This window comes from Cryobacterium sp. TMT2-15-1 (assembly GCF_004402345.1).
In the GTDB taxonomy this organism is placed as follows: Bacteria; Actinomycetota; Actinomycetes; order Actinomycetales; family Microbacteriaceae; genus Cryobacterium; species Cryobacterium sandaracinum.
The window spans coordinates 38,623-60,568 of record NZ_SOGD01000048.1 but is presented as its reverse complement, the minus strand read 5'-3'; the positions used below and the strand labels follow the sequence as shown (position 1 = coordinate 60,568).

The window sequence follows — 21,946 nt, the reverse complement described above, 5'->3', positions numbered from 1 at the left end:
TCCTAGTCAGGGTAGAATTATCCCGTGACCAACCTCCTGGAATACCCCGAAGCGGATGCCGCGCACGGCCTGTCCGCGGCGGCTCGGGCGGTCGCGGAGCTGCATGCTCTCGCGGCGGGGCTCGGGGAATCCCTGCGGTGCTCGGCGGTGGGCGGTCTCGACGACGACGGCCTGCTGCAGGTGACCGCGGCGGTCGAGGTCCTCGGCCGGCGGGTCGACGCGCTGCGGGTGGCGGCCGCGGCGGAGGTCGCCGACCGGTGCCGGCCCGAGCTCGGCACCGGGCAGTTCTCGGCGAAGCGGGGCTGCCGCACCGCCGGAGAACTACTCGAGCGCCTGACGCTCGTCTCCGGGCCGGCCGCGGGGCGACGGATGCGGTTGGGCAGGCAGCTGCGCACCGGCCGTTCCCTGGGTGGCGAACCGCTGCCGCCCACCTTCCCCACTACGGCCATCGGCCTGGCCACCGGGGCGATCGGCGTCGACACGGCCGACGCGATCCTCACCGCGTTGACGCCGACGCTGCGGTGCACCGACCTGGACTCGGTGCAGGCCGCGGAGAGCGAGCTGGTCGCCTCGGCCACCGGCACCAGCTCCGAAACCCCGGTGCCGGCGTCGGCGGATGAGATCCGGTTGCAGGGTGCGGTCTGGAGGGCCGTGCTCGCANTGCAGGGTGCGGTCTGGAGGGCCGTGCTCGCACCCGACGGGTCCCGGCCCGACGACCACGCCCTGATGGTGCGCGGGATCCGGCTCGGCCGCGAACGCGACGGCATCGTGCCGGTCTCGGGGGCGTTGATGCCCGAGATCGCGGGCAGGCTACGCCGCCTCTTCGACGCGTACCTGTCGCCGCACGAGCGGGACGACCGCACGCCCGACCAGCGGCGCCACGACGTGCTCGCCGTGCTCGCCGTGATCCTCGACGTCGCCTCCCAGGCCGGGAGGCCCCGACCATCGGCGGCGCCCCGGCCACGGTCCTGGTCAGTGTGCGGGAACAGGACCTGAACGCAGACTTCAGTCAGGGCCGCGGCGTCGGCTGGATCGACGGCGTCGAAACCCCGATCTCGATCAGCGCCGTCACAGACCTGATCAGCAACGGCGGACAACAGAAAGTCGTCATCACCGACGAGGGCCGCATCATCGCCCTCGGCTCACCCGAACGGTGCTTCACCGCCGCGCAACGCCGGACGATCCAACTCCGCGACGGCACCTGCATCATCCCGGGCTGCAAAATCCCGGCCGGGATGACCGAGATCCACCACGCGATCCCGCACTCCGAGAGCGGACCGACGCACACCGACAACGGGGTGCTGCTCTGCTGGTGGCACCACCGCTACCTCGCCGCCTCCGGCTGGAACATCCGGATGCTCCGCGGCGCCGTGCAGATCATGGCACCACCCTGGCTCGAGACCGGGCCCCGCACCTGGCGAAACGCCACCACATCGCGCACCCGGATGACCGACGCGGCCGAACGGAAGAACGGATAGGGAGTCTCTCGTCTCCGCTCCCTGGTCCCGGACTCGGTCCCGGTCCGGTCCCGGTCCCGACAGGCTCGACCAGCGTCGCGGGAACGTTGGGGAGGGTGGGCCGCCGGGTAGCGTAGGGACTATACGCGTTGACCCGAGAAAGGGGCATCATGAACGCACCCCACGACCCGTTTGAGCTTTCTGCACTCCGGCTGACGCTAGATCTCGCCCGGCGGGGCACGGAATTCTTTGGCCGCGGACTGCAGGGGCTCACGGACGATGAACTCGACGGGGACTCTCTGCTGCCGGGCTGGACCCGGCGCCAGGTCGTCGCACACGTCGCGTCCAACGCCCGCGCGATCGGACGGCTGGCGCAGTGGGCCGACACCGGAGCCGAGACGGTGATGTATGCCTCGATGGAGGCGCGGAATGCGGAGATCACCGCGGGCAGCATCCTCAGTTCCGACGCGCTCCGTGAATCCTGGGCGGACTCGGCCACCGACCTGGACCGCCGCTGGCTGGCGCTGGCGGACGACCGCTGGGTCGTTCCGGTCAGGAACGGGCAGGGTGCCATGGTGCCGCTGCGAGACACGGTCTGGATGCGCACCCGCGAACTCTGGATCCACGCCGTCGACCTCAACCACGGTGCCGGCTTCCGGGACCTGCCGGAGGAGGTTCTCGACCGGCTTCTCGGCGAGATTGTCGGTGCCTGGGCCTCACGGGGTGACATGGGCCGCCGGCTCACCGCGACGGATTCGACGCACACAGGCTACGGCGATCCGGATGCCCTCGACCAGGTCACGGGGTCGCTCGCCGACTTGGCCGCCTGGGCCGCCGGCCGTGCCCGCTCGGGCGTTACGTCCGATGCGGGGGCGACCCCCGTGGCAGCGCGCTGGCTCTGACCTGGCTGCGACCAGGCTCGCTCCTGCCACAGGGTGGGCCGTCCACGAGAACGGCCCCGCACCAACACGTGCGGGGCCGTTCCTCAGTCAATCAGGCGGTGACGGCTACTTGCCTGCCTTGCGGGCCGACTTCTTCTCTTCGGCCGGTGCCACTGCTTCGACGGCCGCGCGACCGGCGCGGACCTCGTTGAAAGAGGTGCCGTAGTACGCGGCCTCCATGATGGTGCGCATGTCGTCGAGCATCGGCATGCGCGGGTTGGCCGGTGCGCACTGGTCGCCGTAAGCACCCATGGCCAGGCTGTCGAGGCGGCTGATGAAGTCCTCCTCCGGCACGCCCTGCGCCTGGAAGGACGGCTTGATGCCGGCCAGGTCGCGCAGCTTCTCCACGGCCAGGGCGTAGGACTCGACGCCCTCCGCCGGGGTCGACGCCGGGAGGCCGAGGTGCTTCGCGATCTGCTGGAAGCGCTCCGGGGCGATGTAGCTCTCGTACTTGGGCCAACTGGTGAGCTTGGTGGGGATGAGGCCGTTGTAACGGATCACGTGCGGCAGGTAGGTCGCGTTGACCCGGCCGTGGATCAGGTGGAGCTGCGCGCCGGTGACGTGAGCCATCGCGTGACAGATACCCAGGAACGCGTTGCCGAACGCCATGCCGGCGATCGACGAGGCGTTGTGCATCTTCTCGCGGGCCTTGATGACCTCACCGTCGGTGCTGGCGGTGGTGCCGTTGACGCTGGTCACGATGTTCTCGAAGATCAGCTTGATCGCGTGCAGGCAGAGGCCGTCGGTGAAGTCGTTCGCGTACACGGACACGTAGGCCTCGGTGGCGTGCGTGAGAGCGTCGAAACCCGAGTCAGCAACCAGGAACGACGGCATCATGGCCGTGAGCACGGGGTCGATGATCGCGACGGTCGGCAGGAGCGCGTAGTCCGCGAGCGGGTACTTGACTCCGGTGACTTCGTCGGTGATCACGGCGAACGGGGTCATTTCCGAACCGGTACCCGAAGTGGTCGGGATACAGACGAGCTTGGCCAGTTCGCCGAGGTCGGGGAACTTGAACGCGCGCTTGCGCACGTCGAAGAACTTTTCCTTCATGTCGGAGAATTCGATTTCGGGGTGTTCGTACAGCAGCCACATCACCTTCGCGGCGTCCATCGGCGAGCCGCCGCCGAGGGCGATGATGGTGTCAGGCTTGAAGGCCCGCATTTCGGCGGCACCCTTCTCGACCGCTGAGACGGTCGGTTCGGGCAGCACGTTGTCGATGATCTGCAGTGCGACGCGGCCTTCGCGCCGGTTCAGGATGTCAAGGATCTTGTCGACGAAACCGAGGCGGGTCATGGTCGAGTCGGTCACGATCGTGACGCGTTCGACGTTGCGCATATCCGCCAGGTAACGGATGGCGTTCGGCTCGAAGTACGTCTTGGCGGGGACCTTGAACCACTGCAAGTTGTTGTTCCTTCTGCCGATGCGCTTGACGTTGATGAGGTTGATCGCGGAGACGTTGTTCGAGACGGAGTTGTGTCCGTACGAGCCACAGCCAAGCGTCAACGACGGGATGAACGCGTTGTAGATGTCACCGATACCACCGAGCGAGCTGGGGGCGTTGGTGATGATCCGGACCGCCTTGACGCGGGTTCCGAACTCTTCGATGATGGCCGGGTTTTCGCTGTGGATGGAGCCCGAGTGGCCGAGGCCGTCGAATTCAACCATCTGCTCGGAGAGCGAAATACCCTCTTCAGCGTCCTTGGCGTGCAGCACGGCGAGAACGGGTGCCAGCTTTTCGCGGGTCATCGGCTCGTGCGGTCCCACTCCGGCGACCTCGACCAGGATGATCGATGTGTCGGCCGGGATGGTGAATCCGGCCTGCTGGGCGATCCAGACCGGCGACTTTCCGACGACGGCGGCGTTGAGCTTGGCCTCGCCACAGTTGGTCGAGTTGGCCTGGACTCCGAAGATGTAGTCCTCGAGGAGGAGCTTCTCGGCCGGGGTGACCAGGTAGGTGTGCAGGATCTTGAACTCGGCCATGGCTTCTGCGTAGAGCGGCTCTTCGATGATGACGGCCTGCTCCGACGCGCAGATCATGCCGTAGTCGAAGGACTTGGAGAGCACGACGTCGTTGATGGCACGCTTGAGCTTGGCGCTCTTCTCGATGAAGGCGGGAACGTTGCCCGCGCCGACGCCGAGGGCCGGCTTGCCGCAGGAGTACGCGGCCCGGACCATGGCGTTGCCACCGGTGGCGAGGATGGTTGCGACGCCCGGGTGGTTCATCAGCAGGCTGGTGGCCTCGAGGGACGGCGTTTCAACCCACTGGATGCAGTTTGCCGGTGCACCGGCGAGGATGGCGGCGTCGCGCACGACGCGCGCTGCGGCCACGGAGGACTGCTGGGCGCCCGGGTGGAAACCGAAAACGATCGGGTTGCGGGTCTTCAGCGCGATGAGTGACTTGAAGATCGCGGTCGAGGTGGGGTTCGTAACGGGGGTCACACCGCAAATCACGCCGACCGGCTCAGCGATTTCAGTAATGCCGGTAATGTCGTCTCGGCTGATAACGCCGACGGTCTTAAGGTTTTGCATCGAGTTCGTAACGTGCTCGCATGCGAAAAGATTTTTAACGGCCTTGTCTTCGAATACGCCACGGCCGGTTTCGGCTACGGCGTGAACGGCAAGTTCGGCGTGTTTGCTGAGAGCAGCCACCGAGGCTTTCTTAACGATGTGGTCGATTTGTTCCTGCGTGAAGTTCGCGTAATCCAGAAGCGCGACCTGTGCGGCTTTAACCAGGGAGTCAATTTGAGTGGCAAGTGACTCGGTGACTGGTTTGTCGATTATTGTCATTGTGTCCCTTTTTGGCGGCCCACCTTGGGCTTATCGCCTCTTACCTATAACCTTAGGGCGCTGGCCAGACGGCTGCACGTCAAGGGACGCCCACTCAGCGGTCCAGGGGCCGATCGCCATCAGCAGATTGGCTGGTCGGGGGCATCTTCGCTGCGAGAAACGGAACCTTCGGAAATTGTCTGACAACTCGCAGTTTGATCGGTTCTCACGCGCGCGTGCACGCGCGCGTGATTCGCGCGAGGCGGCGCCTGAAGCCGCTGCCGGTCAGCCTCGGCCGAGACCGCGGACGGCGCCCACGGCGGCTTGAACGGATGCGGCCGCTTCAGATGCATCCGCAGCTGTGGTCGTCGATGCCAGCGTGAACCGCACGGCGGTCTGGGCGACCTCAGCCCGGATGCCCAGAGCGGTCAGCACATGGGACGGCTCGTCGCTGCCGGCCGCGCAGGCCGAACCGCTCGAGCAGACGATGCCGCGCTGTTCCAGTTCGAGCAACACCGCCTCGCCGCTCGTGCCCGGGAAGACGAACGAGGCGGTGCCCGGCAGACGCTGTGTCGGGTGGCCGGTGAGGCAGGCCGACGGTGTTCCGCTCAGAACCGTGGTGATGAAGGCATCCCGCAGCGCGGTGATGCGGGGCGCTGCCTCCGCGCGTTCCGCCTCGGCGAGGCGCAGTGCGGTCGCCAGTGCCAGTGCCCCGGGCACGTTCTCCGTTCCGCTGCGGCGCCCGCGCTCCTGACCGCCGCCGTGCAGCACCGGTTCGACCGCGATGCGGCGGCGTAGGAAAAGCACCCCGATGCCGGGAGGTGCGCCGAGTTTGTGGCCCGACAGGCTCAGGGCATCGACACCGAGAGCGCCCACGTCGACCGAAAGCCAGCCGGCCGCCTGCACGGCGTCGGTGTGGAGCGGAACGCGGGCGTCCTGGGCGATGGCCGATAGTTCCGCGAGCCGCTGAACGGTGCCGACCTCGTTGTTGGCGTACTGCACCGAGACGAGGGTGGTGTCCGGGCGGATCACGGTGCGGAGCTGTTCCGGATCCACCCGGCCGGAGGCATCCGGGTCCAGGAGCGTCACTTCGAAGCCGTGCAGGCGGCGCAGATAGTCGCAGGATTCGAGTACCGCCTCGTGCTCGATCGGCGTCGTGATGAGGTGTCGGCCGCGCGGGGCGCCCAGAGCGATGCCCTTGATCGCGAGGTTGTCGGACTCGGTGCCGCCGGTCGTGAACACCACGTCGGCCGACCGGCAGCCGAGCACGCCCGCGACCATGGCCCGCGCCTCGGCGAGCGCGGCGGCCGCGGCCTCACCCACTCGGTGGTGGCTCGACGGGTTGCCGAACCGGCCCGCGAGCTGCTGCCAGAGCACCTCGAGAACTTCCCGTCGCACCGGGGTGGTCGCGGCGTTGTCGAGATAGATCATGGCCGGACCGCTCAGCCCTCGGTGAGGATGACGACGTCGAGGCCGAGGTCGAGGGAGCGCACGCTGTGCGTGATGGCCCCGACCGAGATGATGTCGACACCGGTCTCGGCGATGCCGCGCACGGTCAGCAGAGTGACGCCGCCGCTGGCCTCCACGCGTGCTCGGCCGCCCGTGAGGCGTACGCCCTCGCGCAGGTCGTCGGGGCTGAAATTGTCGAGCATGATCGTGTCGACACCGGCGGCAAGCACAAGCTCGATTTGGTCGATTCGGTCGACCTCCACCTCAAGGTGCGTGGTGTGTGAGATGCGGTCGCGCACCTGCCGGAGCGCCTCGGTGAGGTTCAGGCCGCCCGCGGTGAGCACGGCCAGGTGGTTGTCCTTGGCCATGACCGCGTCGGAGAGGCTGAACCGGTGGTTGTGGCCGCCGCCGTCGCGCACCGCGGCACGTTCCAGCACACGCAGGCCCGGGGTGGTCTTGCGGGTGTCGACGATGCGGGCGCGGGTACCGGCCGTCTCGGCCACGTAGAGCGCTGTCAGCGTGGCGATCCCGCTCATGCGCTGCACAAAGTTCAAGCCGATGCGCTCGGCCTGCAGAATGCCGCGGGCGGACCCCGACACTTCCGCCAGGGTGTCACCGGCGTCGAAGACGGTGCCGTCGGCCACGAGCATCCGAACGACGATTCGCGGGTCGGTCAGTCGGAAGGCCGCCGCGAACACGGCACCACCGCTGAAGACGCCGGATTCCCGGGCGATCAGCTGCGCGGTTGCGGCGGCGTCGGCGGGGATCAGCACCTGCGAGGTGAGGTCGCCCCAGGGGGCGTCCTCCTCGAGCGCGGCGCGCACGACGGTGTCGATGGCGTTCATGGTCAGCATGCGATGGCCTCCTCGGCCTCAGTGGGGTGGTTCAGATTCAGGGTGCTCCGCATATCGTCGGCTGTGTCCAGGGCTGTGCCGCGGGTCCAGGCGACGGTGCGGGCGAGCTCGGGCCGGCCGTCGGGGTAGTCGGAGCGGTGATGTGCGCCGCGCGATTCCTCCCGAGCCAGGGCGGAAGCAACGGTGACCCGCGCCAGGTCGAGCAGGTTGGCGTCTTCATGTGCCCGAACCCGCATATCAAGTGACGTTGTTTCGTCCGGTCCCGTCGGACGGGTGGCCCAGCCGGTCAGGGTGACGGATGCCTCGGCGAGCTTCTCCCCGCTCCGCAGCACTCCCGCGCACTCCCACATCAGCTGCTGCACGGCGTCACGGTCGACGCCGGCAGGTAACCTCCCGGTGGTCGAGCCTGTCACGACCGAAACCCCCGCCGAGACCCGAACCGGCAGGCGCAGCGCGCGCACGGCCCGGTCGGCGAACACGGCCGCTTCGAGCAGAGAGTTGGAGGCCAACCGGTTGGCCCCGTGGGCGCCGGTGCGGGCTACTTCTCCCACGGCGAACAGGCCGGGCAGGCTGGTGCGGCCCCAGATATCGGTGAGCACCCCGCCCATCCAGTAGTGCGCCGCCGGGGCGACCGGGATCGATTCGACGGCCCAGTCCAGGCCGGCAGCGCGGCAGGCCGCGGTGATGGTCGGAAAGCGTCGCTCGAGCAGTTCACGGCCGAGACCGGTGGCGTCCAGTCGCACCGGTTCGCCGCCCTGCCCGGTCATTTCCCGGGCGATGCCTCTGGCCACGATGTCGCGCGGGGCGAGTTCCGCATCGGGGTGCACGTCGAGCATGAAGCGGTGGCCCGACGCATTCCGCAGCACGGCGCCTTCCCCGCGCACCGCCTCGGAGACCAACGGGGTACCGGGAACCGCGAGTGCGGTGGGGTGGAACTGGTAGAACTCGAGGTCGGCGACGGATGCCCCCGCGCGCCACGCGGCGGCCACGCCGTCGCCCGTCGCCAGAGCCGGGTTCGTCGTGTGCGGGAAGAGCTCGCCGGCACCGCCGGTCGCCAGGATCACCGTGTCGGCGGGGATCGTGCGGAGTGCTTCGTCGGGCCCGAGGAGGACAACCCCGGTCACGCGTCCGTCCTGCACGGTCAGATCAACTAGCATTGTGTGTTCCTGCACGCGTAGGCGGGTGCCCACGCCCCGCAGCGAGCGGGCGGCCCGTTCACGCACCGTCGCCACGAGGGCAGCCTCGATGGCTGCGCCCGTGGCATCACCGCCGGAGTGCAGCACCCGCGAGCGGGAGTGGGCAGCCTCCAGTCCACGGGTCACTCCGGACTCGTCGCGGTCGAAGTCCACACCGAACCGGATCAGGTCCCGCACCCGAGCCGGTCCCTCGGAACAGAGCACGCGCACTGCGACCGGGTCGCAGAGTCCGGCACCGGCGCGCAGGGTGTCCTGCACGTGTGACTCGACCGAGTCGTCGGGGAACATGGCCGCGGCGATCCCGCCCTGGGCCCAGCGGGTGTTGCTGTCGGGCAGGGCCGCTTTCGTGACGAGGGTGACCTGGTGGCCGGCATCCGTCGCACGCACCGCGGCGATGAGTCCGGCCAGCCCACTGCCGACGACGAGCACGCGGGTCACGGTCAGGCCCCGATGGAGACGGGCGGCTTGGCGGAAAGCATCCGTTCGAGGGCGACGCGGGCGTTGCCGGCAACCTCGCCCGGTACCTGGATGCGATTGAGCACCTCGGGCGCGCGGTCCGCGGTGCCGACCAGAGCTTCGAGCACCCAGGCCAGGTAGCCCGAGTGGATGCGGTACATGGTGGAGCAGGGGCAGACCACCGGGTCGAGGCAGAAGATGGTGTGCTCGGGGTGCTGTGCGGCGAGACGCTGCACCAGGTTGATCTCGGTGCCGACGGCGAACGTGGACCCGGCCGGGGCTGCCTCGATGGCCTTCTTGATGAAGTCGGTCGAGCCGGAGGAATCGGCGGCGTCGACGACGCCCATCGGGCACTCCGGGTGCACGACGACGCGCACGTCCGGGTGCGACTGGCGGGCCGCGGTGATCTGGTCCACCGTGAAGCGCTTATGCACGCTGCAGAACCCGTGCCAGAGCACGACCTGGGCGGTCTCGAGCTCCTCAGCCGTGTTGCCGCCGAGGGCCTTGCGCGGGTTCCACATCGGCATTCGCTCGAGGGGCACCCCCATCGCCTTGGCGGTGTTGCGGCCGAGGTGCTGGTCGGGGAAGAAGAGAACGCGGCGGCCGCGGGCGAAGGCCCACTCGAGCACGGTCTCGGCGTTGGAGGAGGTGCAGACGATGCCGCCGTGCTCGCCGCAGAACGCCTTCAGCGCAGCCGAGGAATTCATGTAGGTGACCGGGATCACGGGCACGCGGCCGTCGACGCCCTGCTCGGTGCCGTAGATGTCCTCGAGCTGCTCCCAGCAGTCGGTGACGGAGTCGATATCGGCCATATCGGCCATCGAGCAGCCGGCGGCGAGGTTGGGCAGGATGACCGCCTGCTCCGGCGTGGAGAGCAAGTCGGCGGTTTCGGCCATGAAGTGCACGCCGCAGAAGACGATCGCCTCGGCATCCGGGCGGCTTTTGGTGGCCTGCGCCAGCTGGAAGGAGTCGCCCACGAAGTCAGCGTGCTGCAAGACCTCGTCGCGCTGGTAGAAGTGCCCGAGAATCACGACCCGGTCGCCGAGCGTGGCCTTGGCGGCACGGATGCGATCGCCGAGTTCCTCCGCCGACGCGCGACGGTAGACCTCGGGCAGCTCACCCTGCCGCGGTGACCCGGTGGGGATGACATCGCCCATCGACGACCCCGGGCCGTAGCCCGGCGTGCCGGAATCAAACTCCCACGGAGCGGTGAGCAGGTCGGGGCTGCACGTGCTGCCAGCGGCCGCTCCCGTGCTGATGAGCCGAATGGTCTGGTCGACCGATGCGTTGGTCATGCGGTTACTCCTTGATATTCACACAAAGCGATAGTCAGACAAGCGGTGGCCAGCAGGAGGGTGCTGGGAGGAAGAGTCATGCTCAGCCGATGGCCGGCTCGAGTGCACCCGGAGCGGTGGCATGAACGGAATCGTTGTAGCGGTAGAGGCGGGGCGGCCGATGCGGTACGCCGGCCACGCGCTGGCCGGTGTCAACCACGGTGCCTGACCCCTCGATCGTGCGGCGGAAGTTGGCCGGGTCAAGGGCCTTCTGCAGCACGGCCTCATGCACCTCGCGCAGCTGCGCGAGCGTGAAGGTCTCGCCCAGGAACGCGTGCGCGATGCGGGAGTACTCCACCTTGGTGCGCAGGCGCCAGAGTGCGTATTCCACGATGAGGTTGTGGTCGAAGGCGAGCGGCGACAGGTGGTCGGCCGGAAACCACCGCACGTTCTCGTCCTCCACGGCCAGCGCCGCCTCACCGGACTCGACGAGCGCCCAGTAGACCACCGAGACGACCCGGCCGCCGGGGGAACGCCCCGGATCCCCGAAGGTGTAGAGCTGCTCGAGGTACTTGGGGGTCAGGCCTGTGGTCTCGCGCAGGGCGCGCGCGGCTGCGCCGGCCAGGCGCTCATCGGCCGGCAGGCCGCCGCCGGGCAATGCCCACTGGCCGAGGTAGGGTTCCCGGGTGCGGCGCACAAGCGGCAGCCACAGGGTCGAGTGGCCGGATTCCGGATCCGGCCGCAGGGCGAAGATGACCGTCGACACGGCGAGGGCCGCCTCAAGTTGGGTGTTCATTCGCGCATCCACTGCCATTCACCAAGTAAAGGTCATTGTGACTCTAACTGAATGGACTCATCTTATAGTCACTCTGACCAGAAGTCACGCCCTGTGGTGCGGCGTGCGGGTCCGGTCAGCGGGCACGCGGCAGTGATGTCGGTGTTGACGCGGCAACGCGGCGAGCGTTCCGGCCGGTGAGACCCCAGATCGTGACACGGGCCATCGCCTCGGCCACGATCGCGGCACTCATCTTCGAGGAACCGACGGTGCGCTCCACGAACGTGATCGGCTTCTCGACGACGCTGAGCCCGGCCCGAACCGCATGCAGCAGCATGTCGATCTGGAAGCAGTAGCCCAGGCTCTCGACGCCGGAGAGGTCCATTCGCCGGAGGGCATGCGCCGTGAAGACGCGGTAACCGCCGGTGACGTCTCGCTGGGGCAGCCGGAGCAGTACACGCGAGTAGACCGATCCGCCCCGCGACAGCAGGCGCCGGTGCCACGGCCAGTTCCGCACCATTCCGCCCGGGACCCAGCGGGAGCCCAGCACCACATCCGCCGTCTCCGCTGCCTCGAGCAGGGTCGTCAGTTGCTCTGGCAGGTGCGATCCGTCGGCGTCGAGCTGCACCAGTCGGTCGTAGCCGCGGGAGAGCCCCCAGGCGAAGGCCTCGAGATAGGCGGCTCCGAGGCCGCTCTTCCGGGAGCGGTGCAGGGCGTGCACCTGGGAATCGGTGGCGGCCAGCGCGTCAGCCAACCGCCCCGTGCCGTCCGGAGAGGAATCATCGACGACCAGAACGTCGGCCGCCGGCACGCTCGCGCGCACCCGGGCCACGATCGACGCGATGTTGCCCTGCTCGTTGTAGGTCGGGATGATGATCAGAGTCCGAGCCATGGGGCTACCTTGTCATTTCGATGATCTGCGTGCGGTTCAGCATGGTCGACTCGGCGACCGTGAACCCGAGTTGTTGCAGGGTGCGGATGTTGTCCCCCCGCCTATTCTCACCGCTGGCCTGGTTCTGCAGCACCCAGACCCGGTTCGTGTCGGTGAGGCGGTCGGTCACCTGCTCCAGCGGCACAGCCACGTCCCACAGATCGTTGGTGGCGTCGAATGGCACCGCGAGGGTGACGTCCCGCAGGCCCGCGAACGCGGCCGGGTAGAGCCGCAGGGCGAGGCGGGGCTTGCGGGAGGGCCGCACGCTCTCGTCGAAAACGACCGCGTCTCCGGGCTGCGCGCCGGCCCGCACGACCTCGGACGCCTGGCGCAGGTCACTGCCGTAGTTCTTGCCGAACTCGCCGCGCTGGTCGAGATAGGTGGGCAGCATGAGAGCCGTGATCAGGCCCAGCGCGGCGGCCTGCGGCCAGAGCGGCCGGAGGCAGGCGATCCCCATGGCGATGGCGATCGCCGCCGCCGGCGTGCCCACCGACAGGTACCGCAGCGAGTACATCGGCGTGACGAGGTGCGTGCCGATCAGGAGCGCTGCGCTCGGCACGATCAGCCAGGCAAGCATGACCGCCAGGGAGGCCCTGGTCGCTGTTGGTGCGGCCCGCCGCCCGCGCACGGCGAAGACCATCACGACCGCCAGCAGGATCAGACCCCACGCCAGAACGGCCAGCGGTACGTTGCCGAACCACTGGTGCACTGCGGCGGTGAGCACGGCGATCGGCGGGCGGCGCCCGATGAAGGCGATCTGATCGCGCTGCTGGAGGCTGGCCGCCATCACGGGGGCAGCCAGGGCGAGCCCGGAGGCCGTGGCCAGGGTCCAGGCGCGAATGGCCGCCCACCTGTCGCCCTCCGGCGATATCAGCAGCACGGCGAGGCCGAGCACCGGGATCAGCAGCAGCACAAAGAGGAAGAAATAGATTCCCAGGGCCAGCAACGCGGTGTAAGCCGCCCAGAGCGCGAAGCGGGTGGCGCGATCCTGAGAGCGGCTCCGTAGCAGGTGCACCAGCAGAACGGTCAGCCACACCACAACGGCCGTGGCGACGGCGGCCGAACGGGCTTCGGTGCCCATGTAGGTGACCCGGGGGAGAACCGCGAAAACGATGGCCGCGAGCACGCCGACCCGGTGGGAGAACAGGGTGCGTGCCAGCACGAAGGTGCCTGCCGTCGCGACGCCGACAAAGAGGGCGCTCAGCCCGCGAGTCGCCAGCTCGGAAGAGCCGAAGAGCCCGATCCAGACGTGCAGCAGCAGATAATAGGCGCCGTGCACCGCGTCGACGTTGTCCAGAAGTCGAAAGAGCTCCGGCAGGGAACGTTCCGCCGACATCACGCTGGCCGCCTCGTCACCCCAATACGAGGGGCGCCACGATCCGGCCACCGAGACGAGGAAGCCGAGCAGTCCGAGGAGCGCTGCCAGTCCTTCGGTTCGGCGCAGGGGCAGGGTCAGCGCCTCGGGGCGAACCAGGCGCGAGACCAGCGGAGGGGAAGGCACGCATATACGTTAGGCCACCCCGCTGAACCCTGGAACCCAGGTCCGGTGCGGACCGAGGGGAACGGATGTCGCAACCCCGGCCGAGGCGTTACCGGCGGCTAGGCTGACGCCATGATCGATCCCTTCGAGACGTGCGATCCTGCTCCCGCTGCCTCCGGCGCTGCGGCTGCCCTGGGGGTTGCGGTGGCGCAGTTCGCCCCCGGCCGCGAGCCGGCCGTGAATCTTGCCGCCATGCGTACCCTCGCCGAGACGGCCGTCGGCCGCGGGGCCCGGCTGGTCGTCTTCCCCGAGTACTCCTCTTTCTTCGAACCGGTCCTGGGGCCCTCCTTCGTCGCCGCGGCCGAACCTGTGGACGGCCCCTTCGTGGCCGCCCTCGCCGCGCTCGCGGCAGAACTCGGCGTTCATATCGTGGCCGGCATGCTGGAGGCCGCGGATGACCCGAGCCGCTTCTTCAACACCCTCGTTGCGGTGGGTCCGGCCGGCGAACTCGTTGCGAAGTACCGCAAGCTGCATCTCTACGACGCTTTCGGTGACCGTGAATCGGACTGGGTGCGGCCCGGAGCCGTGGAGGAACCCGAGACGTTCGAGGTGGTGGGACTGCGGGTGGGACTGCAGACCTGCTACGACATCCGTTTCCCGGAGGTGACGCGCCGCCTGGTCGACGCGGGGGCCGAACTGGTGCTGGTGCCCGCCGAGTGGGTGCGGGGACCGTTGAAGGAACAGCACTGGCGCACGCTGCTGACAGCGCGTGCCCTGGAGAACACGGTCTACGTGGCGGCCGCCGACCACGCCCCGCCGGTGGGCGTCGGCAACAGCATGGTGGTCGACCCGATGGGCGTGGAACTGGTCACCATCGGCGAGACAACGGATGTCGCCGTCGCCTGGGTGCTGTCGGAGCGCCTCACAGCCGTGCGCGCCCGCAATCCCTCGCTGGCCCTGCGCCGCTTCGCGGTCGTGCCCCGCTGAGCGTGAAGCCAGCTCAGAGTTCGGTGGCGATGGTGTCCTGCGAGGCGGGCGCCGCGCGCACCGTGAACTTCTGATCCGGGCGATGACCGCGGTCGGTGCGCTCCGGATGTTCGGGTTCACCCATCGCCCGCTCCTCGCCGGTGGCCACCAGCCCCTGGGAACTGTTAGCGGAACGGGTGAGCTGGGCGAGCCACAGCGGGTTGATGCTCGGCGGCTGACCGCCGGAGAACTTGAAATACAGGGGAATGGCCGGGTGCAGCCACGCGGAACTGCGACCGTTTCCGGCTTCGGCGGCGTTGCGCCACGAGAGCAGGAAGCTTTCGCCCCGGCGGAGTTTCTGTACGATCACGATCTGGAGATGCGCCAATATCCGGTCGTCGAATTCAACCGTGACCCTGTCATACGTCAACGAACCCATGGGGAGCCGCTTTCAATCGGTGGGGGCTGTTCAGAGGCCGGCCACACAGGGTGACCAGATCTCAGGACTGATCCTCAGTTTGGTCGCTCTGAACCCGCTTGACAAGGGAAACAGCCGTGGCGCGGGATCGTCCAGGACACAGCGACTCCTACTGCGGGAACACGCCTGACCGGGACAGGCATCCGTTCGGCAACAGGTGGAGCAGCGTCTCATATGGTTTCTCCACATGCGCGAAGTGCCCGGTGCCCGGAACCGTGACCAGATCGAAGCCGCGGATGACCGCGCGGAGCCTGGCCGCATCCGTCGCCGCCACGAAAATGTCGGCGTCACCCTGGGTTGCGTGCACGGCGCACTCGATCCGGGCCCAGCGGTTGGGGTCGTAGGTTCCGGCGAGGTCGGATGCCACAGCGAACGCCTGCGGGCGAAGCTCGGTCGCAAGGGCCCCAATGATGCTCTCGTGCAGCAGCTCCGGTCGGCGGAACAGCGGCGCCGCCAGCGTGCGCAGCAGCCCGGTGCGGTGGAGCAGGCGGATCAGACCGTGGCCGGAGCGCCCGGCCCGGGCGATGGCCCGCAGCACCGGCAGCAGGGCGCTGTACCCCGGCAGCGCGGCGAACCGGGCGACCGGGTGCCGCACGGTGTCGATCACCGAGAACGTCGTGGCCGAGACGAGGCCGACGAACGCGGTCGACCGGGTCTCGCTTGCGGCAAGTTCGAGTGCCACGAAGCCGCCGAGGGAGTGGCCGATCACGGTCCAGGAGCGGTAGCCGAGTGCACAGGCGATCTCGGCCACTACCGCAGCGGTTGCCTCGATGGAACGAGAGGGTCCCGCCGCCGGAAGCGGCGAGTCCCCCCAGCCGGGCAGGTCGGGGATGATCAGGTCGGTCAGGCCGAGACCGGAGGCGTCGGCCGCGGCCAGCAGCGGCGTCCAGGTCGTCCAGGATCCCGCGGCGCCGTGCAGCAGGATGGTCGCGGTGTCGCTCCCGGTGCGGCGGCCGTGCCGCACCGAAACCGTTGCCCGGCGCAGCCGCATGGAGCTTGTGGTCAGTCCGAAGGCCCGGGCGTCGGACGATAGAGGGAACGGGCAGTATCCGGTGCGGTCCGGGTCCTTCCGGGTCGGTGCATCCGGGGTCGGTGCCTCCGGGGTCTGTGCCTCCGGGGTCGTGAAGCTCCGTGGCGACGTCGTCGGCCGGGTCCCGGCAATGGTGCTCATAGTGCTGGTTCGGTGCGTCGGCTCCTGTGGATTGCCCGACCGTGACGGGTGAGGGGAATGCGCGGGAGAGCAGGGCCGTTGGCCTCAGCGGAAGATGCTTCCCCCTGTCCGAGACGGCGCACGCGCCATTCGGCGAAATCCTGACCCACAGAAAGAGCTATTCGTGAATCTTTTCTCCCCGTTGTCCCTCGGCGACCTGGAACTGCCCAACCGACTCGTCATGGCGCCGCTGACCCGGGTTCGGTCCGGAATCGAGGGCGTTCCCGGCCCCCTTGTCGTCGAGCACTACAAGCAGCGTGCCTCGCTCGGCTTGATCGTGACCGAGGGCACCTACCCCAGCCACGCCGGTCAGGGCTTCCCCGGCCAGCCGGGGCTGGTCACTCCCGAGCAGATCGCCGGCTGGACCAACGTCGCCGACGCCGTGCACTCCGCCGGCGGGCGCCTGGTCGCCCAGGTCATGCACGCGGGCCGCGTCACCCACGAGGGCACCAACGGCGGCCGCGAGGTCGTGGCTCCCAGCGCCATCGCCATCCAGGGCGAAACCCGCACCTACGCAGGAAAGGCTGCCTACCCGGTACCGCACGCCCTCACACTCGACGAACTCCCCGGCGTGATCGCGGACTTTGTCCAGGCCTCCCGTAACGCCATCGCCGCGGGACTCGACGGCGTCGAGATTCACTCCGCGAACGGTTACCTCCTGCACGAGTTCCTCTCGCCGGCCTCCAACCAGCGCGACGACATCTACGGCGGCTCCCCGCAGAACCGGGCCCGTTTCGTCGTCGAGGTCGTCACCGCGGTGGCCGAGGCGATCGGCGCCGGCCGCGTCGGCATCCGGGTTTCGCCCGAGCACAACATCCAGGATGCCCTCGAAACGGATGCCGCCGACCTTCTGGCCACCTACGGCGCGCTCGCCGACGCACTCGCTCCGCTGGGCCTTGCCTACCTGAGCATCCTGCACCGCGAGCCGGCCGGCGAACTGGTGCAGCAGCTGCGTGTCCGTTTCGCTGGGCCGCTCCTGGTGAACAGCGGCTTCGGCGAGGTCACCGACCGGGACGAGGCGATGGCCATCATCGCCGACGAACTGGCGGATGCGGTCGTCGTGGGCCGTGCCGTGATCGCCAACCCCGACCTCGTGTCGCGCTGGCTCAAAGACCTGCCGCTGAACGCTCCCGACCCGCTTACCTTCTACGGTGCCGGAGCCGAGGGCTACACGGACTACCCCGCACTGGCGCACTAGAATTCCCCTCCGGCCGCTCCAATGCGGCGGCTGCCGGGCGGCTAACGGGCGATGATGCCGGCCAGCTGGGCGGCGGCGCGCTCGAGCACGTCCACCTTTTTGCAGTAGGCGAATCGCACCAGCGAGGCATACTCGGACCGGTGCGCGGCGGCGCAGAACGCGCCGATCGGAACCGCGACCACCCCGGCGAGATCGGGCAGCACCCGGCAGAACTCGGCGCCGTCAGGGTAGCCGAGCGGCGCGGCATCCGCCACGATGAAATACGACCCCTGAGGTCGACTGACCGTGAACCCCGCTTCGATCAGGCCGCTCTCGAGAACGTCACGCTTGGCCTGTAGGTCGGCGGCGACACCGGTGAAGAAGGTGTCCGGCAGGTCGAGGCCCCGCGCGATCGCCGGCTGGAAGGGCGCGCCGTTCACATAGGTGAGGAACTGCTTCACGGCCAGGATTGCGGTGACAAGAGCGGACGGGGCGGTGAGCCAGCCGATCTTCCAGCCGGTGGTGTTGAACGTCTTCCCAGCGGAGGAGATCGTGATGGTGCGCTCGCTCGCGCCCGGAATCGTCGCGACGGGCACGTGGGCGACTCCGAAGGTGAGGTGCTCGTAGACCTCGTCGGTCACGATGAGCGCGTCGTGACGGTGTGCGAGGGACACGATGAGTTCCAGGGTCTCGCGCGGCAGCACGGCACCGGTGGGGTTGTGCGGATTGTTCACGATAATCAGTCGGGTGCGGTCCGTGATGGCGGCGCGTAGTTCGTCGGGGTCCGGCTGGAAATCGGGTGCCCGCAGGCGCACCGTGCGATGGATGCCCCCGCCCAGCGCGATCAGGCCGCCGTAAGCGTCGTAGAACGGCTCCAGCGTGACGACCTCGTCGCCGGGTTCGAGCAGTGCGAGAATAGTCGCCGCCAGCGCCTCGGTGGCACCCGCCGTCACCAGGACCTCGGTATCCGGATCGACGGACAGGCCGTAGAACCGGTGCTGATGCCGAGCGATGGCGCCTCGGAGCACGGGCAAGCCGCGCCCCGGCGGGTACTGGTTCGCACCGTCGGAGATCGCCTGGCGTGCGGCTTCGAGAACCTCGGCAGGGCCGTTCTCGTCGGGGAATCCCTGGCCCAGGTTGATGGCGCCGGTGCGCAGGGCGAGGGCACTCATCTCCGCGAAAATGCTCGCGGCGACGGTGCCGTCCGCGGCGAGCAGGCCGGCCCCACGGGCCGTGCGGCGCCAGGCCCCGGAGATTGTCATGATGTCACCAGCATGGCTCCAAACTACGACATGTGGAAAGTTCGAGCGGGGCTGCGCCGGATGCCCTAGGTTGGCCGCATGCGGACCGTGCAGCGCGACCTCTTCGTTCTGAGCTCGCTGCTGCTGCTCGGCACACTCGCGCTGACCGGTTGCACGCCCGAACCGGCGCCCCCAGCGCCCCAGGCGTCTGAGACGAGCGCGCCGACGGATTCCCCCGTCTTCGCGTCCGATGAGGAAGCTCTGGCTGCGGCTACCGAAGCCTATGCGGCGTATCTGGCTGCCGGTGATGAAGCAGAAGAATCCGGATCACCATCGCGGGAGCTTTTTCTATCCCTAAGCTCCGGAGAAGCTCACAGGCAGGATCTATCCGTTGCCGCATCATTCGATGACCAAGGCTGGAAACAAGTCGGTTCCACTTCGTTTGACTCGATGGCCATCCAGTCCACAAAAATCACCGTCGACGGGGGTTGGGAAATAAAGGTCTATGTCTGTCTCGATGTGACCAAAAGTGACATCGTGGATTCCTCAGGAACATCAGTATCAAAAACCGACCGGCCACTGCGGCTTCCCCTAGAAGTTGCATTCATTGGCACGGAACAAAGCAGTAACTATTTGCAAATTGCGGAGTCGCGGGTATGGTCCGGATCCAACTTCTGCTGACAGCGCTGATCCTCTCACTTTTCTCCCTTTCGTCTGCGGTGCCCGCAATAGCGGAGGCTCAAGATTGTCCCTACCAACTGGCAATCGCCGGCCTCTGCCCCGATGTAAGGGAAAACATCAACAACGGCGGGGTGGACCTTTCTGCGGGGTACGAGACCGGCGGGGGACAGGGGTCCGGGAGTGATGCCGGTGGCGGAGAATCCGGGGCGAGTGGGTCCGGTTCCGGCAGCGGCAACGGCAACGCCGGTGGCGGCCAAGTCGGTGCAGCACCCGTCGTCGATCCGCTGGCGTTCGTGCGTGACGACTTCACGGTCAACTGCATTCCGGGGTCGCCGTGCGACCCGAACCTCGTGGTGAGGGTTAGCGATCTGGTCAACTTCCAGCCCGCGGCGCCGTCCCAGACGATGGAACCGCGCGGCTGGAGCGTGGCGGGTTTGCCCGCGAACTTCATCGCGTCGGCATCCGAGCACTCCCGTACCGGCGCCTTGCTGGGCTATCCGGCGGAGGTTCGTTTCACCCCGGTCGGCTACCGCTGGATCTACGGCGACGGTACCCAGGCAAGCACGAACTCGGGCGGCGCGACCTGGGCGGCACTGGGCCTGCCGGAATTCTCCGATACCGCCACCAGCCACGCGTTCGCCCGGCCAGGAAGCTATGCCGTCGTCGTCGCGGTGGTGTACTCGGCCGAGTATCGCTTCGCGGGCCTTGCCTGGCGGCCGGTGCAGGGTACGCTGTCGACTTCGGCCAGTCCGATCGGCGTGATCGTGGGGGATGCCCAGACGGTGCTCGTCAACCTCGAGTGCACGACAAATCCAGCTGGTCCGGGTTGCTAACTGTGGGGATCGACCCGGCACCGCTCAAGTCACGGCGTCGTCATTGAATGCTCCCAGGCTGCACAGATCATTCGTTCAGGTTCAGGAGTCAAGGTGGAAACGCTTGGAAGGAGCACACCATGACCGACAATCCGCAGGCACCCGGCACCACTCCCGATCCCGACGACGCAGTCCCATTCGAAGTCAATGCGGCCGGCGAGGCTTCCGTCACGGCCCAGCCCTCTGCGGATCACTCCTCCGGTGGCACCCCCGACGACGAGAAGCCGACCGAGGTCATCCCCGACACAGTTTCTGCTTCTGAGCAGTCGCCGGCCCAGCCCACCGCCACCTCGGCCCAGCCCACGCGCGCCTACGCCACGGATGCTTTCGGTCGTCCGGTCGAGGAAAGCACCACCTCGAATCCCGACGCACCGAACACCCAGCCGCAGTCCTACGCCCATCAGACCGGGTACACCGCCGACCGGCCCGGCGGCCCGCGCACGCAGCCCCGCCGCTCGGGTAATATCGCCCTGATCGCGGCGCTCGCCATCGGCGCTCTCGTCGGAGGAGCATCCGGCGCCGGCGTCACGGCCTTCATGGTCACTAACCAGACCGCCGGAATCCCGACCAGCCAGGCCGACGGCCCCAGCACGGTCGTGGTCAACAACACCGACAGCGTCAACCAGATCACGGCGGTCGCCGCCAAGGCCACGCCCAGTGTCGTCACCATCGCCGCCTCCGACGGCAGCTCCGGCGGAACCGGTTCCGGCGTCATCCTGTCCGAAGACGGCTACATTCTCACGAACACGCACGTCGTCACCCTCGACGGCGCCGCCGCCGAAGCCAGCATTCAGGTCACCGCCAGTGACGGCAAGCTCTACGCCGCCACCATTGTCGGCACCGACCCGGTGTCCGACCTCGCCGTGATCAAGCTGGACGGGGCGAGCGGCCTGACGCCGATCAAATGGGCCGATTCCGGCAAGCTCAACGTCGGTGACAGCGCCATCGCGATCGGCGCACCGCTCGGCCTCTCCGGCAGCGTCACCGACGGCATCGTCAGCGCACTGAACCGCAGCATCTCCATCGCCTCCTCGGCTGCCCCGTCGACACCCGAGAACTCCGCACCCGACGAAGAGCAGAGCCCGTTCTTCTTCGACCTTCCCGACCAGAACGGCGGCCCGGCCCCGGCTCCCTCCACCGGCAGCATCTCACTCTCGGTCATCCAGACGGATGCAGCGATCAACCCCGGCAACTCCGGCGGAGCCCTACTCAACGCCAAGGGCGAGCTGATCGGCATCAACGTCGCCATCGCCAGCGCGGGCGGCGACTCGGCGGCCGCCGGAAGCATCGGCGTGGGCTTCTCCATCCCGTCGAACCTGGCCAAGCGTATCTCCGACGAACTGATCGCCACGGGCACGGCCACCCACGGTCTGCTCGGTGCCAGTGTCACCAGTGCCGCCGGCAGCCCGGAGAGCGCCACCGTCGGCGCCCTGATCAGCGAGGTCTCGGCGGGCGGTGCAGCGGAGAAGGCCGGACTGCGAAAGGGCGACATCGTCACCAACCTCAACGACCTACCCATCACCGACGCGAACGACCTCACCGCTCAGGTGCGCGCTCTCGCTGCCGGCGAGACGGCCGACCTCACCTTTGTGCGCGATGGAAAGTCGTCCACGGTATCCGTCACGGTCGGCGAACTCTCCAGCTGACCACTCGCTCCTTCCAGAGAACGACAGCTGCGCCGCCGGTGGATCACCGGCGGCGCAGCTGTCGTTTGCGGCCCCGATGCAGGCAGGAAACAC

At 68.2% G+C, this 21,946-nt stretch carries 19 protein-coding genes; 8 read left to right on the top strand and 11 right to left on the bottom strand.

Going from position 1 to position 21,946, the window contains the following annotated elements; translation table 11 throughout:
- Window positions 1-24 precede the first annotated feature (24 nt).
- The 3 genes from E3O62_RS12640 (at window position 25) to E3O62_RS12630 (ending at window position 2,359) form a co-directional block, all read left to right on the top strand.
- The gene (locus E3O62_RS12640) at window positions 25-996 is read left to right on the top strand and encodes a DUF222 domain-containing protein (protein WP_134398736.1); all 972 of its coding nucleotides are present in this window, start codon (window positions 25-27) and stop codon (window positions 994-996) included.
- Window positions 978-1,478 (top strand): HNH endonuclease signature motif containing protein, encoded by a 501-nt coding sequence (locus E3O62_RS12635; RefSeq protein WP_134398735.1) that lies wholly within the window; start codon window positions 978-980, stop codon window positions 1,476-1,478. Before E3O62_RS12640 ends, E3O62_RS12635 begins: the two co-directional genes overlap by 19 nt.
- A 149-nt stretch (window positions 1,479-1,627) precedes the next feature.
- Window positions 1,628-2,359: a maleylpyruvate isomerase family mycothiol-dependent enzyme gene (locus tag E3O62_RS12630; protein ID WP_134398734.1), complete on the top strand. Its 732-nt coding sequence runs from the start codon at window positions 1,628-1,630 to the stop codon at window positions 2,357-2,359.
- A 105-nt stretch (window positions 2,360-2,464) separates the two neighbouring features.
- On the opposite strand, the gene adhE is transcribed toward E3O62_RS12630, so the two are convergent.
- From adhE to E3O62_RS12590, 8 genes are all read right to left on the bottom strand, one after another.
- Window positions 2,465-5,188: a bifunctional acetaldehyde-CoA/alcohol dehydrogenase gene (adhE, locus tag E3O62_RS12625; RefSeq protein WP_134394292.1), complete on the bottom strand. Its 2,724-nt coding sequence runs from the start codon at window positions 5,186-5,188 to the stop codon at window positions 2,465-2,467.
- Window positions 5,189-5,452: 264 nt separating this feature from the next.
- Entirely contained in the window at window positions 5,453-6,598 is a 1,146-nt protein-coding gene (locus tag E3O62_RS12620; protein ID WP_134398733.1) for a cysteine desulfurase family protein, read from the bottom strand.
- 11 nt (window positions 6,599-6,609) lie between these two features.
- Window positions 6,610-7,470 carry a carboxylating nicotinate-nucleotide diphosphorylase gene (gene nadC, locus E3O62_RS12615; RefSeq protein WP_134398732.1) on the bottom strand — a complete coding sequence of 287 codons (861 nt, stop codon included), beginning with the start codon at window positions 7,468-7,470 and terminating at the stop codon, window positions 6,610-6,612.
- Complete coding sequence (gene nadB, locus E3O62_RS12610) at window positions 7,464-9,104, bottom strand: L-aspartate oxidase (protein ID WP_134398731.1); 1,641 nt, start codon at window positions 9,102-9,104, stop codon at window positions 7,464-7,466. The genes nadC and nadB overlap by 7 nt, the downstream gene beginning before the upstream one ends.
- Before the next feature lie 2 nt (window positions 9,105-9,106).
- Window positions 9,107-10,417 carry a quinolinate synthase NadA gene (gene nadA, locus E3O62_RS12605; protein ID WP_134398730.1) on the bottom strand — a complete coding sequence of 437 codons (1,311 nt, stop codon included), beginning with the start codon at window positions 10,415-10,417 and terminating at the stop codon, window positions 9,107-9,109.
- A gap of 82 nt (window positions 10,418-10,499) precedes the next feature.
- The gene (locus E3O62_RS12600) at window positions 10,500-11,192 is read right to left on the bottom strand and encodes an NUDIX domain-containing protein (protein ID WP_134394287.1); all 693 of its coding nucleotides are present in this window, start codon (window positions 11,190-11,192) and stop codon (window positions 10,500-10,502) included.
- Window positions 11,193-11,307: 115 nt separating this feature from the next.
- Window positions 11,308-12,063 carry a polyprenol monophosphomannose synthase gene (locus E3O62_RS12595; RefSeq protein ID WP_134394286.1) on the bottom strand — a complete coding sequence of 252 codons (756 nt, stop codon included), beginning with the start codon at window positions 12,061-12,063 and terminating at the stop codon, window positions 11,308-11,310.
- A gap of 4 nt (window positions 12,064-12,067) precedes the next feature.
- Complete coding sequence (locus E3O62_RS12590) at window positions 12,068-13,603, bottom strand: glycosyltransferase family 39 protein (RefSeq protein ID WP_134398729.1); 1,536 nt, start codon at window positions 13,601-13,603, stop codon at window positions 12,068-12,070.
- Window positions 13,604-13,714: 111 nt separating this feature from the next.
- Here E3O62_RS12590 and E3O62_RS12585 point away from each other — a divergent pair, with 111 nt between their 5' ends.
- Window positions 13,715-14,569: a carbon-nitrogen hydrolase family protein gene (locus tag E3O62_RS12585; RefSeq protein WP_134394284.1), complete on the top strand. Its 855-nt coding sequence runs from the start codon at window positions 13,715-13,717 to the stop codon at window positions 14,567-14,569.
- 13 nt (window positions 14,570-14,582) lie between these two features.
- On the opposite strand, the gene E3O62_RS12580 is transcribed toward E3O62_RS12585, so the two are convergent.
- Window positions 14,583-14,987, bottom strand: coding sequence for an ATP-dependent DNA ligase (locus tag E3O62_RS12580; protein WP_233191304.1), 405 nt, complete (start codon window positions 14,985-14,987; stop codon window positions 14,583-14,585).
- 148 nt (window positions 14,988-15,135) lie between these two features.
- Window positions 15,136-16,197: an alpha/beta fold hydrolase gene (locus E3O62_RS12575; protein ID WP_134398728.1), complete on the bottom strand. Its 1,062-nt coding sequence runs from the start codon at window positions 16,195-16,197 to the stop codon at window positions 15,136-15,138.
- Between the two features lie 163 nt (window positions 16,198-16,360).
- Here E3O62_RS12575 and E3O62_RS12570 point away from each other — a divergent pair, with 163 nt between their 5' ends.
- Entirely contained in the window at window positions 16,361-17,434 is a 1,074-nt protein-coding gene (locus tag E3O62_RS12570) for an alkene reductase (protein WP_134398727.1), read from the top strand.
- Window positions 17,435-17,475: 41 nt separating this feature from the next.
- Here the strand turns inward: E3O62_RS12570 and E3O62_RS12565 are convergent, their stop codons facing one another.
- Window positions 17,476-18,675: an aminotransferase class I/II-fold pyridoxal phosphate-dependent enzyme gene (locus tag E3O62_RS12565; protein WP_134398726.1), complete on the bottom strand. Its 1,200-nt coding sequence runs from the start codon at window positions 18,673-18,675 to the stop codon at window positions 17,476-17,478.
- Window positions 18,676-18,753: 78 nt separating this feature from the next.
- On the opposite strand from E3O62_RS12565, the gene E3O62_RS12560 reads away from it, so the two are divergent.
- From E3O62_RS12560 to E3O62_RS12550, 3 genes are all read left to right on the top strand, one after another.
- Window positions 18,754-19,335 carry a hypothetical protein gene (locus E3O62_RS12560; RefSeq protein ID WP_134398725.1) on the top strand — a complete coding sequence of 194 codons (582 nt, stop codon included), beginning with the start codon at window positions 18,754-18,756 and terminating at the stop codon, window positions 19,333-19,335.
- Entirely contained in the window at window positions 19,311-20,168 is an 858-nt protein-coding gene (locus E3O62_RS12555) for a hypothetical protein (protein WP_134398724.1), read from the top strand. Before E3O62_RS12560 ends, E3O62_RS12555 begins: the two co-directional genes overlap by 25 nt.
- A 119-nt stretch (window positions 20,169-20,287) precedes the next feature.
- A complete protein-coding gene (locus E3O62_RS12550; RefSeq protein ID WP_134398723.1) occupies window positions 20,288-21,853 on the top strand; it encodes a S1C family serine protease in 1,566 nt (521 codons plus the stop codon).
- Window positions 21,854-21,946: the final 93 nt, after the last annotated feature.

Excerpts from the sequence above, each read along its gene's own strand:
- E3O62_RS12550 (WP_134398723.1), top strand. The coding sequence starts at position 20,288 with ATGACCGACAATCCGCAGGCACCCGGCACCACTCCCGATCCCGACGAC.
- nadC (WP_134398732.1), bottom strand. The coding sequence starts at position 7,470 with ATGCTGACCATGAACGCCATCGACACCGTCGTGCGCGCCGCGCTCGAG.
- E3O62_RS12620 (WP_134398733.1), bottom strand. The coding sequence starts at position 6,598 with ATGATCTATCTCGACAACGCCGCGACCACCCCGGTGCGACGGGAAGTT.
- E3O62_RS12580 (WP_233191304.1), bottom strand. The coding sequence starts at position 14,987 with ATGGGTTCGTTGACGTATGACAGGGTCACGGTTGAATTCGACGACCGG.
- nadA (WP_134398730.1), bottom strand. The coding sequence starts at position 10,417 with ATGACCAACGCATCGGTCGACCAGACCATTCGGCTCATCAGCACGGGA.
- E3O62_RS12595 (WP_134394286.1), bottom strand. The coding sequence starts at position 12,063 with ATGGCTCGGACTCTGATCATCATCCCGACCTACAACGAGCAGGGCAAC.
- E3O62_RS12585 (WP_134394284.1), top strand. The coding sequence starts at position 13,715 with ATGATCGATCCCTTCGAGACGTGCGATCCTGCTCCCGCTGCCTCCGGC.
- E3O62_RS12565 (WP_134398726.1), bottom strand. The coding sequence starts at position 18,675 with ATGACAATCTCCGGGGCCTGGCGCCGCACGGCCCGTGGGGCCGGCCTG.
- E3O62_RS12560 (WP_134398725.1), top strand. The coding sequence starts at position 18,754 with ATGCGGACCGTGCAGCGCGACCTCTTCGTTCTGAGCTCGCTGCTGCTG.
- E3O62_RS12555 (WP_134398724.1), top strand. The coding sequence starts at position 19,311 with ATGGTCCGGATCCAACTTCTGCTGACAGCGCTGATCCTCTCACTTTTC.
- E3O62_RS12600 (WP_134394287.1), bottom strand. The coding sequence starts at position 11,192 with ATGAACACCCAACTTGAGGCGGCCCTCGCCGTGTCGACGGTCATCTTC.
- E3O62_RS12575 (WP_134398728.1), bottom strand. The coding sequence starts at position 16,197 with ATGAGCACCATTGCCGGGACCCGGCCGACGACGTCGCCACGGAGCTTC.
- adhE (WP_134394292.1), bottom strand. The coding sequence starts at position 5,188 with ATGACAATAATCGACAAACCAGTCACCGAGTCACTTGCCACTCAAATT.
- E3O62_RS12630 (WP_134398734.1), top strand. The coding sequence starts at position 1,628 with ATGAACGCACCCCACGACCCGTTTGAGCTTTCTGCACTCCGGCTGACG.